Raw genomic sequence first — 14,849 nt, forward strand, 5'->3', positions numbered from 1 at the left:
GGCGCGTGCGTCCTGCCCAAGCCGATAATCCCCTACTTGCCGCCCTTCGCGGCTGATCGTTGACGAGACACGCTGCCATCATGACTGCCATTCCGTACCCCATCACGGCACGCCACAAGGGTTTCAACCGCGCCGAGATCGTCGATCAGAATTTCACCGAGTTCGTGCAGCTATGGCAGGGCGAAGTGCACGCGGCACGCGGCGACGATGCGCCGGTATTGCCGGGTAGCCAGCTCAATGCGCGCGGCTTTCGCGAATTGCTCGAATCGCAGCTGATCAGCCGCCACCTCGACCTGATGGCGCGCGTCCTGCGCGTGCAGAACAAGGTGTTCTACACCATCGGTTCGAGTGGCCACGAAGGTAATGCGATGGTGGCGCGGCTGACCCGTCACACCGATCCGGCCTTCCTGCACTACCGCTCCGGCGGTTTCATGGCCGAGCGCTTCCGCAAGCTGCCCGGCATGGACCCGGTGATGGATTCCGCGCTGTCGTTCGCGGCCAGCAAGGAAGATCCGGCATCGGGCGGCCGCCACAAGGTGTGGGGCAGCAAGCCGTTATGGGTGTTGCCGCAGACCTCGACGATCGCCTCGCATCTGCCCAAGGCCTTGGGTACCGCCATCGCCATTGAGCAGGCGCGGCGCATCGGCCACAAGCTGCCGATTCCCGACGACAGCATCGCGATCTGCTCGTTCGGCGATGCTTCGTCCAATCACGCGACGGCACAGACCGCGTTCAACGCCGCGGCTTGGACGGCTTACCAGAAACTGCCCGCACCCGTGTTGTATGTGTGCGAGGACAATGGCATCGGCATCTCGGTGAAGACGCCGAGCGGTTGGGTGGCGAACAACTTCCGCCATCGCGCCGATCTCGATTACTTCTTTGCCGATGGCCTGGATCTGGCCGAGGGCTACGCCCAGGTGCAACAGGCCGTCGAGCATTGCCGGCATACGCGGCGCCCGACCTTCCTGCATTTGAAGACCACCCGCGTCATGGGTCACGCCGGCACCGATTTCGAAATCGAATGGCGCAGCATCGACGAGCTGGTCGCGGTGGAAGCGGGCGATCCGCTGCTGCGCTCGGCCGAGATTGCGCTGGGGTCGGGCCTGTACACCCGGGAGTCGCTGCTCGCCTTGTACGAGACGACCCGCAAGCGTTGTTTCGCCGCGGCGGAAGACGCCGATAGTCGCCCGCGTCTGACCTCGCTGGTCGATGTGATGAAGCCGCTCGCGCCGTACACGCCGGCCGCGGTGAAGACCGAAGCCGAGCGCACGGATTACCAGGAGCGTCGCGTAGCCGCGTTCGGCAGTGAGGACAAGCTGCCTGAGAAACAGCCGCCGCGTCATCTGGCCATACAGATCGGCCAGGCCTTGCACGACATGATGGCGAAGTACCCGGAGTCGCTGTTGTTCGGCGAGGACGTGGCGCAGAAGGGCGGCGTGTATACCGTCACCAAGGGCTTGCACAAGGCGTTCAAGAACAGTCGCGTGTTCAACACCCTGCTCGATGAGACCATCATCCTCGGTCTCGCCCAAGGCTATGCGAACATGGGCATGCTGCCCATTCCCGAGATCCAGTACCTCGCGTATTTCCATAACGCCTGCGACCAGATCCGCGGCGAGGCGGCATCGCTGCAGTTCTTCTCGAACGACCAGTACCGCAACCCGATCGTGATGCGCGTGGCGAGCCTGGGCTACCAGAAGGGCTTCGGCGGCCACTTCCACAACGACAACTCGATCGCCGCACTGCGCGATATCCCCGGCCTGGTGGTCGCTTGTCCCAGCCGCGGCGACGATGCAGCGAACATGCTGCGCACCCTGATGGCCTTGGCCAAGGTCGATGGGCGCGTCTGCGCGTTCCTTGAACCCATCGCGCTCTACATGACCAAGGACCTCTACGAGGCTGGCGATGGCCAGTGGCAGTTCGACTATCCCGCACCCGGCCAGGCGATGACCTTGGGCGAGGGACGGGTCTACCACGAGCAGGCCAAGGACCTGGTGGTATTCACGTTCGGCAACGGCGTGACGATGGCATTGCGCGCCGCACGTACCATCGAAGCCGAGCTGGGCTGGCAGGTACGCGTGGTCGATCTGCGCTGGCTGGCGCCGCTGAACAATGCCTTCATCGCCGAGCAGGCAAAGTCGGCCAAGCGCATCATCGTGCTGGACGAAGGCCGACGCAGCGCCGGCGTAGGCGAGGGCGTCATCACCGCCATCGTCGAAGGTGGCAGCGGTGCCACGCCGTTGCAACGCGTCGTAGGCGAGGACACTTACACTCCACTGGCTGGCGCCGCGCTGCTGGTGTTGCCGGGTGAGGCGGATGTCGTCGCCGCGGCACGCAAGCTGAGCTGATCGAACGTGGGTGGCGATGCGGGGCTATGCGCATCGTCACGCCTCCTTCGCTGCGTTCGGCGGATGCGCCATCGCAAGGCAAGGAGGTTTGCATGCGACACCGTTTCATCTTTGCATGGGGAGTAGCCGTCGCTTGCTCGGCGTGCTCGGCGCCGCAGGGGCAGGCTGCGATTTCTCCAGCCGCCGCTGCAACGTCTGCCGTCGTCGGCGCCGCACCTGCTCCCGCGGCTGTGACGGCAGAGCCGGCCATCCCGGATGGGCCGATGTATCTGTACGACCTGCTGCAGCGGCATGATTTCGCCAGCGCGTTCGTGGCCTTGGCGGGCGCGGAACAATTACCCGACTGGCCGCGTCAAGGCGGCACCTCCACCCCCGCCCAGCGCGTTGCCCTCAACGGTCGCACGCAGTGGCTGGTGGCGGCCTGCAAACCACACGACTGTCCTTCCGAGCGCATCCTGGTGCTCTACGACGAGAACACGCACGCGATGTCGGGCGTATTTGCGCGGCGCAAGTCGGGAGCGGCGAACGATGTCGACAGCAATGATGAGGCGAATGACGATTTGATTTGGCTGGGGACGCCGGATGAAGCGGCAAAAAAATTGCTGCGGGGGAAGTTGTATTCGTCGGAGTAGGGTGCTTGTTGCTTTGCTCATCTTCCCTAATTCGACATCCTTCGCCCGTCATTCTTCACCGTCATCCCAGCGAAGGCTGGAGGCGCATTACAACAGCGCAGCTGGTCATCCAGTGCCTTTCGCTCTGTTTTGGCGCTCCCGCGATCGGGCTCGCCTGCCGCGGGCTTCCGAGCCGCTGCCGCGGCCCGGGTCACTTTTCTCTGTTTGGCCAGAGAAAAGTAACCAAAAGAGAGGCCACCCCGATGGCGCGCCTTCCGGGCTTTGCCCTCCAGGTGCGCGGGTGGGTTACGGAGGTTTGTCGACAGGGCATCCTGCCCTGACGACAAACTGGCCGGCGTCCTGCCGGCCACCCTGCGGGCTTTTCCTCCACCCACCCGCCACGCCATAGGGGCCCGACCAGCAGAAAAGCAAAACCCAAGAGCAGAGCGAACAGCCAAGAGCGATGAGCAGCGCACTGCGCTGCTCAAGCCTTGAGCTCTTGACGTATGGGACCCCTGTGCGGCGGTGAGGGGCGGACGATCAGGCCCGCAGGGGGATCGGCAGGACGCCGATCCCTTTTCGTCAGGGCAGGAGCCCTGTCGAAAAGCCCGGCCGACCCTCACGGACTTGCCGAGCTTGGCTCGGCAAGCGCCAAGCGGGGTGCCCTTCTCTTTGGTTACTTTCTCTTGGGCAAGCAAGAGAAAGTGACCCGGCCATCGGCAGATGGTCGGACGCCCGCCGCAGGCGAGCCAGGTCGTGGCAATAAAACACCAGAGCGAAAGTCACTGGATGACCAGCTGCGCTGTTGTAAAGCGCCTCCAGCGTGACCAGCCCTTCGGCTGTTGAGAGCCGCTGGGATGACGATCAAAAAGGCAGAGAGACGCAGTTAATCGCCAACACTCACGTAGCGCGTCGCAACCTCCAATACTCCGCCCCCCCGATACACACCACCAACCACGCCAAACCACTGGCGTACCCACCCAGCACATCGCTGAAATAGTGCACCTGCAGCAGGACGCGGCTGACGCCGATCACCGTCATCATGGCGATAGCGCCCGCGACCACGGGACGATGCCAACGCAACGGCGTTAGACGCAACAGCACGTAGGCGAGCATGCCGTAGAACACCATGGCGCCGAAGGCGTGACCGCTAGGAAAGCTCCAGCCGGCTTCCGTCATGTAGCCATGCAGTGGGCGCGGTCGCTGGAACCATAGTTTGATGCCGCTATTGATCGGCACGATGCCTGCGACGGCGATGGCCCAACAGGTGGCGAGGACTGGCTGCCGGCGCAGCAACAGCACGGCCAGCACCACGACCGAAGCGGCTGCCACAGTCCACAGATCCCCCAGATGCGTGATGGCTGCGACGATACGCAGGCTTGCGTCCGGCAACTGGGCGCGCAGATCCGAGGCGAGTGTGGCGTCGAAACCAGGCCACCACCCCTGTGCTTCTGCACCAAGGGCGATCGCAATGGCGACAAACAGCAGCAGCATCGCCACCAGCAACATGGCCACGGTACGTGCACGGATGGCGACCGGTTCGCGGCCCATGGTGATGGCGGCATGGCGTTGTCGCAAGTTCCAGCGCCACGCAAGGTCACCCAGCAGCACAGCCAGCAGGACCAGTCCGCCCCAGAGCATCAGGGCATGCGCAGCAATCCATTCAATCAGGTCGTCCATAGATGTCCTCAAGCGAGCGGGACATGATCCACGGAGCGGGCGACGCAGTCGAGGGCATGCGGATGTGACTTTCGGTGCTGGCCTGGGCGTGGTTTTGCCGCGATAGTGACGCTCCTTGCCGTCCATGGAGTCGACGATGTTCCAGCGCATCCGGTCCCCGCGTCTCGCGGGCTGTCTTGCACTGCTGGTGTTGGCCGCGCCGATCTGGGCGCAGAGCGCAGCGCCAGCAGCCATACCGACCGCTCCGCTGGTCAGCACCGCCCAGCCGGCTTTACCGGCGCAGCTACAGGATTTTGGCGCCTACGTGGACAGCGCCCGCAAGCAGTTCGACGTACCCGGCATCGCCGTGGCCATCGTCAAGGACGGGCAGGTGGTGCTTGAACAGGGATTCGGCGTGCGCGAGCTGGGCAAGCCGGAAACGGTGGATGCGCACACACTGTTCGCGATCGCCTCGAATACCAAGGCGTTCACGGCGGCGGCGCTGCAGATGCTGGCCGAAGAAGGCAAGCTCAAGATGGATGATCGGGTGATCGACCATCTGCCGTGGTTCCAGATGTCCGACCCTTACGTGACGCGCGAAATGCGCATCCGCGATCTGCTGGCGCATCGTAGCGGCCTAGGTCTGGGCGCCGGCGATCTGCTCTACTGGACGCCGACGTCCTACGCCACCAGGGAAGTGGTGGAACGCCTGCGCAACGTGCCGCTGGCGTCCAGCTTCCGCAGTGCCTATGCCTACGACAATATTTTGTTCGCGGTGGCAACGCTGGTGATCGAGCAAGTGTCAGGCCAGCGCTATGCCGACTTTATCCGTGACCGCATCTTCAAGCCGGTCGGCATGGACGAAGCGCTGGTCGACATGACCTATCTGAAGCCCGGCATGAACGTGGCCATGGGCCATGCGAAGTTCAACTTCAGCGAACTCAGGCCGGTGCCGCCGATGGCCTGGTCGAACAACCCCGGTGCCGGCGGCATCTACGCCAACGTGCATGACCTGGCCAAGTGGATGAATGTCCAGCTCGCCGGTGGCCAGTTGCCCAACGGCCAGCGGCTGTTCTCCGAAGACAGCCACAAGCAGATGTGGTCCATGCTCACGCCGATGAAGATCAGCGAGCCGCCGGTGCCGGAGCTCAATGAGTCCAGGCCGAATTTTGCCGGCTATGGCGAGGGCTGGTTCCTGTCCGATTATCGCGGCCAGCGGCTGGTCTGGCATACCGGTGGCTGGCCGGGCATGGTGTCGCGCGTCACCCTGGTGCCGGAGCTGAAACTCGGCATCGTGGTGCTGACCAGCCAGGAATCCGGTGCGGCCTTCAACGCGGTGACGTATCGCGTGCTCGATGCCTACCTGGGCAAGGACAAGAAGGACTGGGTGGCCGCCTATGCCGCCGCCGTGAAGAAGTCCGAGGGCAACGCCGACGATAGCTGGAAGAAGCATCAGGCGGCGCGTGACAAGGGCAGCAAGCCGTCGTTGTCACTGGCCGACTACGCGGGCACCTATCGGGATCCGTGGTACGGCGACATCGTGGTGAGCAAGGAAGGCGGCAAGTTGCGTCTGCGCTTCGCCAAGACGGCGCAGCTGGTGGGCACGATGGAACCGTGGCAGCACGATACGTTCATCGTGCGCTGGGACGACCGTTCCTTGAACGCCGACGCCTTCGTCAGCTTTACGCTCGATGCCGACGGCAAGGTGCGCGAAGTACGCATGCAGCCGGTCTCGCCGTTGACGGATTTCAGTTTCGACTTCCAGGACCTGAGGCTTGCACCCGTCAAGGATGCCAAGGCCACGATGTCGGAATGATCCTCACCTGATCAGCAAGATGTGGCGACAGGCCGGCTTTTGTCGGCCTGTCGCGAACCCAGGCAGCGCGAACCGGGCAGGCGACGGGGCCAAGAATTTCGTAGCACGGCTTCCGCGCAAGCCATAAGTCATCCACGGAGAATGTCATGCGGACGTACCGACTCACCACTGCCCTCTTGCTGTTCTTCGGCCTCACCATCGCGGGCTGTGCGCGCGAGCAAGCGCCGCCGACGTCCCATGCTTTCCATGTCGAACTCGCCACGGCGGGAGGCGAGGCCAAGGCGGGGCGACTGCTGGTATTCGCCGAGGATGCGAAGACTGCCGAGGCGTCGTCCAAGGATGGCAAAGTCACTGCCGTCGACATCAACCCGCTCGATCCCGCGCAGGTGAGCGTGGCGGCGCGGGAGGTAAGCCGACTGGAGCCAGGGCAAGGCGTGGATGTGGACACCGGTGCTCGCGCGTTTCCTGCCGCTTTCGCCAAATTGCCGCCAGGCGACTACTACGTGCAGGCCGTGCTCGATGCCGATCACAGCTACAACTACAGCGGTCGCGATGGCGGTGACCTGGTAAGTGACGTGGTGAAAATGCATTTGCCTGCCGCGTCGATGCCAAAGCTGCAACTGACCTCCACGTTGCCGGTCCATGAGCTCTGGTCACTGCCCGCGTCCGCCACCCAGGCGGTGCGCGATGCCTTGCCCGAATCGCGCCGTCACACCGAGGACCTCGATTTCGTCAGCCCGGCGTTGTCGGCGTTCTGGGGCCGGCCGATCCATATGCGCGGCTTCGTGCTGTTGCCGCCAGGCTATGACGTCAAGGCGGCCGACACCTATCCGGTGGTCTACCTCACGCACGGTTTCGGCGGCGGTCTGGGACGTTTCGCCAGTGGCATCACCGGCACCTGGCTGGCGATGTCGAAGGGTGAGATGCCGCCGATGATCTGGGTGTATCTGGACGAATCGAGCCCTACGGGCACCCACGAGTTCGCTGATTCGGTGAACAACGGTCCCTGGGGGCAGGCTCTTACCGAAGAGCTGATTCCGCATCTCGAATCGACCTTCCGCATGGATGGCAAGCCCGCGGGCCGCTTCCTCAATGGCCACTCGTCCGGTGGCTGGGCGACGTTGTGGTTGCAGACGCGCTACCCCAAGGTGTTTGGTGGCACGTGGTCCACCTCGCCCGACCCCAGCGACTTCCATGACTTCACCGGCGTGGATCTATATGCGCCTCACGCCAATGTGTATCGCAGGCCTGATGGTTCGACGTATCCGCTGATCCGTGACAATGGCAAGGTGCTCGCCACCTTCGAACAATACGCCCAGATGGAACGCGTGCTCGGCAGCTATGGCGGGCAGATGGCTTCCTTCGATTGGGTGTTCTCGCCACGCGGCGCGGATGGCCGTCCACAACCGATGTTCGACCGTGACACCGGCGCCGTCGATGCCACGGTGCTTGCCTACTGGCAGGACCACTACGACATCGCCCATCGCCTGCAAACGCAGTGGCCCGAGCTCAAGCCAGATCTCGACGGCAAGATCCATCTGATCGTGGGTACGGCAGACACGTTTTACCTCGACGGCTCTGCGCATCGACTGAAGGGTGTGCTAGACGGCTTGCAGGCGCAGTCGGACATCCGCTTCCTGCCGGGCAAAACGCACTTCGACCTTTACGCGAATGGCAGTGACCGCACGGCACTGCTCAAGCAAATTGCATGGGAGATGTACGCGGTGGCGCGTCCGCAATCGACGCTGAAGCGCGCGGCTCCCTAGCGCCGTAAGCGCAGTCGACGGATGATCGTCTGGCGAAGGAAGGGGCTTGCAGCGCAAGGCCAAGCCCCCGTCCTGCGTAAAACCAAACGCTGGTTCAACGCAGGATTTTTCGCTCCGGTTTCACTACATCCTGCGATCACGTTCATCCATCGTGCACCGTTCCGAGTCGCATCATGAACGTGTCGAGGCGCCACTTTGCCGGGCCGCCGTCGACCTTGTTTCCCGATGGAGAACGCTTGATGAAGAAGACCATGCTAGCCCTGTTGCTTGGCGCACTCGTGGCCTCCACCGCCGCTACCGCCGGACCGTTCCAGCAAGACGAACACCGTGATCAGCAACAAGAACACCATGATCGTCAGCAAGAAGAACACCATGATCGCGCTGTTGGCCATGACGAGCACCGCGATGTCGTGCAGCACGACCGTGGCATGCACGAGGGTTGGTACCGTAAAGGTGCCGCGGTCCCGCAGGAATACCGTGACCATCGCTACGTCGTGGATAATTGGAACGAATATCACCTGCGCGAACCGCCCCGTGGCTACCAATGGGTGCGTAGCGACAATGGTGAATTCCTGCTCATAGCGGTTACCAGCGGCGTCATTGCCGACATCATGCTCAGCCACTGAGGATGACCGGACCGCATCGTTCCACCGGGGCGGTGCGGTCCGGATCAAGCCATTCCAGGGTGGCCGTCGCTCGCAGGCGGTCTTGAGCGCAAGCAGGTGCCATGGTGATCTGGCGTTTACGCAAGATGTTGCGATGCAGCCTCACGGGAGCTAAACGTTGATTGCGGCACGTTGACGGCGCGCCGCGTGCTTGATGCATAGTCGGTGTGGCAAGCGTCTTCGCGCTTGGGGAGTGTCATCCGTGTGGATAACACAGACATCCATCTGCGGTGAGGCGAGGAGGGGAGGCGGTGCCGTTCACTGCGGCCGCTTCCTCAGGGAACAGTCGAGTTTGCGCTGGAGGGATCGAGGATGAAATCGTACGGTTTGATCGCTGTATTGATCGCGGGTCTTCTTGCTGGTCCAGCCGTTTATGCACAGCAGGCGTCGGCACCGCCGGGGTCTACCGGACAGTGCAAGGACGGCACGTATACGACCAACGCAACCAAGAAGGGTGCTTGTTCCGGCCACCACGGCGTGAAGGAATGGTTTGGCGCTGCCAGCACGGCGGCACCTGCCGCCGCAGCGCCAGCAGCTGCTGCAGCGCCCAGCATGACCCCGCACACCACCGCGCCCGTGCCCAACACCAAGTCACCTTCGCCGGCACCCGCTACCGCAGCGGCGCCGGGTGGTGGTCCAGGCATGGTCTGGGTCAACTCCAGCAGCAAGGTGTATCACTGCCCGGGCGACAAGTGGTACGGCAAGACCAAGGCAGGTGCTTACATGAGCGAGGCCGATGCCAAGGCCAAGGGCTTCCACGCCGATCACGGCAAGGCCTGCAGCTGAAGTAATTCAGCAAGATTTGTTGTCCTAGTATGCAGGGCCGGCTTATGTCGGCCCTCTTTGCATCAGCCTCTAGTCGGCGTTGGAGATGTTAGTGAGAAAGCAGTTGAAGTATCTGGCCGCGGCGATCGCATGCGTCCTGGCCGGTACCGCCGCCGCCAAGGCGGACGATGCGCAGGTGGCTCGCGCCACGCTCGACAATGGTTTGCGCGTTGTAGTGGTTCGAGATGCGCTGGCGCCAGTGGTGACGACCGAGGTGAATTACCTGGCCGGTTCGGATGAAGTGCCTGCCGAGTTCCCGGGCACGGCCCACGCAGTTGAACACATGATGTTCCGCGGAGGTCCGGGTCTGTCGAAGGACCAGCTGGCCGCCATCGCCGCCAATATGGGCGGTGCGTTCAATGCACAGACGACCCAGGGTTCCACGCAGTACTACTTCGTGACGCCGGCCCAGGATCTGGACGTGGCCTTGCACGTCGAAGCATTGCGCATGCGCGGCATCGATGTATCCCAGGCGGAGTGGGCCAAGGAGCGTGGAGCGATCGAGCAGGAAGTGTCGCGCGACCTGTCCAGTCCCGATTTCAAGTTTTATACCCAGATGCTTGGCCAGATGTTTGCGGGCACGCCTTATGCGCACTCGCCGCTGGGCACGCGCGACTCCTTCGACCAGACGTCCGCGACGATGCTGAAGCAGTTCCACGACACCTGGTACGCGCCCAACAACGCGATCATGGTGATCGTGGGCGACGTCGATCCGCAGGCCACGCTCGCCAAGGTCAAGATGCAGTTCGACGACGTGCCGCGCAAGGATCTGCCTGCACGACCGGCGTTCCACTTCACGTCCGTGCAGGCCAAGACGCTGCGACTGCCTACGGATAGCCCCTATGGTTCGGTCTACCTCACCTATCGCCTGCCCGGTGCGCAGTCCAAGGACTATGCCACCGCCCTGGTGATGGCGAGTGCGCTGGGTTCGCAGCGTGCCGACCTGTTCGGCATGGGCATGGAGGGCAAGGCGCTGTTTGGCGGATTCGAACAGGAAGCGCTGCCCGAGGCGGGCATCGGTCTGGCCGTAGGCGTGTTCCCGGCCGGCTCCGACGCGCAACCGGTGCTGCAGCGCATGCAGGCGATTCTTGCGGAGGCCGCAAGCAAGGGCATCGATCCTGCCTTGGTGGAAGCGGCCAAGCGCAAGGCGATCGCCGAACTGGAGACCAAGAAGAATTCCGTGGAGGGACTGGCCGGTGCGTGGTCCAGCGCACTGGTAGAGCAGGGGCTGGATTCGCCCGATGCGATGAAGCAAGCGATCGAGTCCGTCACGCCCAAGGCGGTGAACGCGCTGGCCAAGGCGAGCTTTGATCCGGCGCATGCCATCACCGCCATCCTTACACCGGAGAAGTCCGGTAAGCCAGGCGAGGGCAAGGGCTTCGGCGGCGCGGAGAGTTTCGCCAGCAGCCCGGACAAGCCGGTGCCCTTGCCGGCGTGGGCGGAACAGGCTTTTGCCAAGCTCGAGGTGCCGAGCACGATGCTGCATCCGGTGGCTTACACCTTGCCCAATGGGTTGAAGCTGATCGTGCAGCCGGAATCGGTCAGCGATACCGTCGAGGTCATGGGTAGCGTGCGGACCAACCCGGATCTGCAGTCGCTGAAGGGGCAGGACGGCGTGAGCGAAGTGCTGGATGGCATGTTCCAGTTCGGCAGCACGAGCCTGGATCGCATGCAGTTCCAGCAGGCGCTCGATGCTATCAGTGCCCAGGAGACGGCGGGCGCGAGCTTCTCACTTGGCGTTCCCGCGGAACATTTCGCGGAAGGCATCAAGCTGCTGGCCGACAACGAACTGCATCCGGCCTTGCCGAAGCAGGCGTTCGCGTTGATGCAGCATCAGCAGGCGGGGATCTGGACAGGCGAAGTGCAGTCGCCCGAGTTCCTGGATGAGTTGGGTCTGTACAAGGCGTTGTTGCCGGCGAGCGATCCTCAACTACGCCACGCCACGCCGCAGAGTGTGATGGGCCTGAGCTACGACAACGTAAAGGGCTACTACACCAAGGTGTTTCGCCCCGACATGACCACCTTGGTCATCGTGGGCAAGGTCGATCCGGCGCAGGCAAAGGCGGTGGTGGAACAAGCCTTCGGTGCATGGAAGGCCGATGGTCCCAAGCCGGATGTCGACTACCCCGCCGTGCCTGCCAACAAGGCCGTGCAGCTGCGTACGCCGGATGCGAGTTCGGTGCAGGACAGCGTGCGCATGGCCCAGGTCATCGATGTCAACCGTGACGATCCGGCGCGCTATGCCTTGAACCTAGGCAACGAAGTGCTCGGCGGCGGCTTCTACGCGTCGCGGCTTTATCGGGACCTGCGCGATAGCTCCGGCCTGGTTTACACGATCGATTCGGAATTCGAACTCGACAAGCACCGCGGGCGCTACACGGTTTCTTTCGGCGCCGACCCGAACAAGGTGGCAGGCGCGCGCGCGCTGGTGCTCAAGGATCTCAAGCAGATGCAAAGCGAGCCGGTGGCAGATGCCGACCTGCTGCGCGCCAAGGGCATCCTGCTGCGGCGCGTGTCGTTGAGCGAGTCGAGCTTCGGCAGCATTGCCAACCAACTGCTGACGTATGCCGAACGGGGGCAGCCGCTGGATCAGGGCATCGTGGCGGCCAAGCATTATCTGGAACTCACCGCGCCGGATGTGCAGCAGGCGTATGCCAAGCATGTCCGTCTGGAGGACTTCGTGACGGCGGTGAAGGGGCCGGGATTGAACGAGCGGGCGGGATCCGCCGCCCCGTGAACCCACCCAAAAATCAGGCCGGCGTTGCAGCCGGCTTGATTTCCGTGAGACCTGGCTAGGGATGCTCTGATCTATTCAACGGTAGTGGCATGATGCCCAGAAAGCCTGTCAGGTGTGGGGCGTGGCGCAGCGCAGGCTGGCCGCCTGGGCAAGCCGCGCACCGCGGCTGGCGGGTTTTCTGGACATCACCCGAAGGGCCGGTTCTGTTTGCCCGCAGCTCCGCGCCGCGCCGTCTCGATAGGCAGCCAGCCTGCCTTCCTCGCTCCTCAAAGCCGAGGACATCCATGTCCTCTCCCCGCGTGCGTCGACGCAGCGCGCATCTGCGGGCAAACAGAACCGGTGACACTACCGTTGAATAGATCGGAGCATCCCTAGGGTGGTTAGTTGCTCACCACCGGCAGGCTGATGAAGCTGGCGTTGCCGGGCGTGTGCCACACGCGCTGGGTGGCCTTCTGATAATCCGTCGGCTTGGCCTGGAAGATGTTCGGCACGAAGGTCTGCGGATTGCGGTCGTACAGCGGGAACAGGCTGGACTGCACCTGCACCATGATGCGGTGGCCGGGCTGGAACACGTGGTTGGCGGTCGGCAGGCCGAACGTGTACAGCAGCGGCTGGTCCGGCGTGATCGCCTGCGGGTGCTCGAAGCTGGTGCGATAACGGCCGCGGAAAATATCCATCGACACCGCCAGTTCGTAGCCGCCCATGGCCGGGTTCGATGGCACCGTGTCCGGATACACGTCGATCAGTTTCACTACCCAGTCGCTGTCGCTACCGCTGGTCGACGCATACAGGTTCACTTGCGGCGCGCCGCCGATATGCATCGGTGCGGTCAGCGGTTCGCTGACAAAGGTAATCACGTCCGGACGGCCATCGACGAAGCGCTGGTCGTTCACCAGCCAGCGCGTCCACGCGTCGTGATCGGCGAAGTGCACCGGACGCGGCTGGTACGGCACCGGCTTGGCTGGGTCCGAAACATATTCCTCGTACTTGGCGGCATTGCTGCCCGGCGCGTTGAACGACAAACTGCCGCCGGCACCAAGGTAAAGCGATTTGGGCTTGTTGGGGCAACCCTTGTCGCAGCTAAGCGGCCAGGACTTGTAGCGATCCCAGCGGTTTTCGCCGGTGTTGTAGATCAGCACGGGGGGCGTGTTGGCCTTGGGCGCGCCGTCCACCAGGTACTGGTCGAAGAACGGCTTGAGCACATCGCGACGGAACTGCAGGGCGGTGTCGCCTTCCCACTGCAGCGGGCCCAGCGAGGTGCCGTCGTAGTTCACCTGGCTGTGGCGCCAGGGGCCCATCACCAGGAAGTTCCTGTCGTTGTTCTTGTCCTTGGGTTCGGTCGCCTCATAGCTGTGGATCGCGCCCCACATGTCTTCCTGGTCCCACAGGCCTTGCAGCCACATGGTGGGAACGGTGAGCGGCTGTTCGGCCATGACCTTGTCCAGCGCCTGGTTCTGCCAGAAAGCGTCGTAGGCCGGGTGTTCGTCGAGCTTGCGCCAGAACGGCAACTGCTCAAAACCGTGAGCGCGCGCGTAGTCGCCCGCCGAACCCGCCGCGAGGAAGTTGCTGTAGTCGTCGTAGCCCACGCGCGGCACGCCGTCGCCTTTGCCTTTCTGCTTGGTCTGGCCGTAGATGTAGTCGAAGTTGGTCTGACGGTAGGCGCCGTAGTGGAACCAGTCGTCACCCATCCAGCCGTCCACCATCGGGCTTTCCGGCGCAGCCACCTTCAGCGCAGGGTGCGGATGGATCAGCGCCATCACCACGGTAAAGCCCTCGTAGGATGAGCCGAGCATGCCGACCTTGCCATTCGACTCGGGCAGGTTCTTCACCAGCCAGTCGATGGTGTCGTAGGCGTCGGTGGAGTGGTCAACCTCGCTGGAGTTGAGCGGGCCGCGCAGCGGGCGCGTCATCACGTAGTCGCCTTCGGAGCCGTATTTACCACGCACGTCCTGAAATACGCGGATATAGCCGCCGCGAACGAACACTTCATCACCCTGCGGCAGCTCGGCATTCATGTGCGGCGACTCGAAGCGCGCGGCGCGACCGTCGGCGTTATACGGCGTGCGCGTGAGCAGGATGGGCGCGTTCCTGGCACCCTTGGGGATGACGATGACGGTATGCAGCTTCACGCCGTCGCGCATTGGGATCATCACTTCGCGCTTGACGTAGTCGTAGCCCACCGTCGAAGCGGCAAAACTACCCTGCGGAATATCCGGTGTCAGCGGTGCGGTCTGGGCCTGGGCTAATCCAGCCGCAAGCGCGGTGGCCAGGGCGGAGACGGCGAGCAGGGTACGGCGGATGCGCATGAAACCTCCGGACGGACAGGTCGTTGCCACGACCGGACCGGGCTGGTTGGGAAGATGACCGTGGTATGGCAGAGGTCGACTTTAAGCGACCGCTCGCGACACTCCCACCATGACTT

Annotated in this window: 9 protein-coding genes; 7 read left to right on the forward strand and 2 right to left on the reverse strand. The window is 63.4% G+C overall.

The features are described from left to right. The first annotated feature begins 80 nt into the window (after positions 1 to 80). Both ACT01B_RS07510 and ACT01B_RS07515 read left to right on the forward strand, forming a co-directional pair. Positions 81 to 2,348, forward strand: coding sequence for a thiamine pyrophosphate-dependent enzyme (locus tag ACT01B_RS07510; RefSeq protein ID WP_445146742.1), 2,268 nt, complete (start codon positions 81 to 83; stop codon positions 2,346 to 2,348). Positions 2,349 to 2,440: 92 nt separating this feature from the next. Next, entirely contained in the window at positions 2,441 to 2,980 is a 540-nt protein-coding gene (locus tag ACT01B_RS07515; protein ID WP_445146743.1) for an Ivy family c-type lysozyme inhibitor, read from the forward strand. 879 nt (positions 2,981 to 3,859) lie between these two features. Here the strand turns inward: ACT01B_RS07515 and ACT01B_RS07520 are convergent. Next, entirely contained in the window at positions 3,860 to 4,639 is a 780-nt protein-coding gene (locus tag ACT01B_RS07520) for a phosphatase PAP2 family protein (RefSeq protein WP_445146744.1), read from the reverse strand. Positions 4,640 to 4,775: 136 nt separating this feature from the next. Between ACT01B_RS07520 and ACT01B_RS07525 the strand changes: the two genes are divergently transcribed. The 5 genes from ACT01B_RS07525 to ACT01B_RS07545 all read left to right on the forward strand — a co-directional run bounded on the left by ACT01B_RS07525 (position 4,776) and on the right by ACT01B_RS07545 (position 12,427). Next, positions 4,776 to 6,434, forward strand: coding sequence for a serine hydrolase (locus ACT01B_RS07525; RefSeq protein WP_445146745.1), 1,659 nt, complete (start codon positions 4,776 to 4,778; stop codon positions 6,432 to 6,434). Between the two features lie 146 nt (positions 6,435 to 6,580). Continuing rightward, positions 6,581 to 8,200 carry an alpha/beta hydrolase gene (locus ACT01B_RS07530; RefSeq protein ID WP_445146746.1) on the forward strand — a complete coding sequence of 540 codons (1,620 nt, stop codon included), beginning with the start codon at positions 6,581 to 6,583 and terminating at the stop codon, positions 8,198 to 8,200. A gap of 173 nt (positions 8,201 to 8,373) precedes the next feature. After that, complete coding sequence (locus ACT01B_RS07535) at positions 8,374 to 8,826, forward strand: RcnB family protein (protein WP_445146747.1); 453 nt, start codon at positions 8,374 to 8,376, stop codon at positions 8,824 to 8,826. A gap of 351 nt (positions 8,827 to 9,177) precedes the next feature. Beyond that, a complete protein-coding gene (locus ACT01B_RS07540; protein WP_445146748.1) occupies positions 9,178 to 9,651 on the forward strand; it encodes a DUF3761 domain-containing protein in 474 nt (157 codons plus the stop codon). Between the two features lie 91 nt (positions 9,652 to 9,742). Beyond that, positions 9,743 to 12,427, forward strand: a complete 2,685-nt coding sequence (locus ACT01B_RS07545) for a M16 family metallopeptidase (protein ID WP_445146749.1) — start codon at positions 9,743 to 9,745, stop codon at positions 12,425 to 12,427. Positions 12,428 to 12,807: 380 nt separating this feature from the next. On the opposite strand, the gene ACT01B_RS07550 is transcribed toward ACT01B_RS07545, so the two are convergent. Next, the gene (locus ACT01B_RS07550; RefSeq protein WP_445146750.1) at positions 12,808 to 14,733 is read right to left on the reverse strand and encodes a CocE/NonD family hydrolase; all 1,926 of its coding nucleotides are present in this window, start codon (positions 14,731 to 14,733) and stop codon (positions 12,808 to 12,810) included. Between the last annotated feature and the right edge of the window lie 116 nt (positions 14,734 to 14,849).

It is taken from the genome of Dyella sp. Tek66A03 (genome assembly GCF_052567735.1).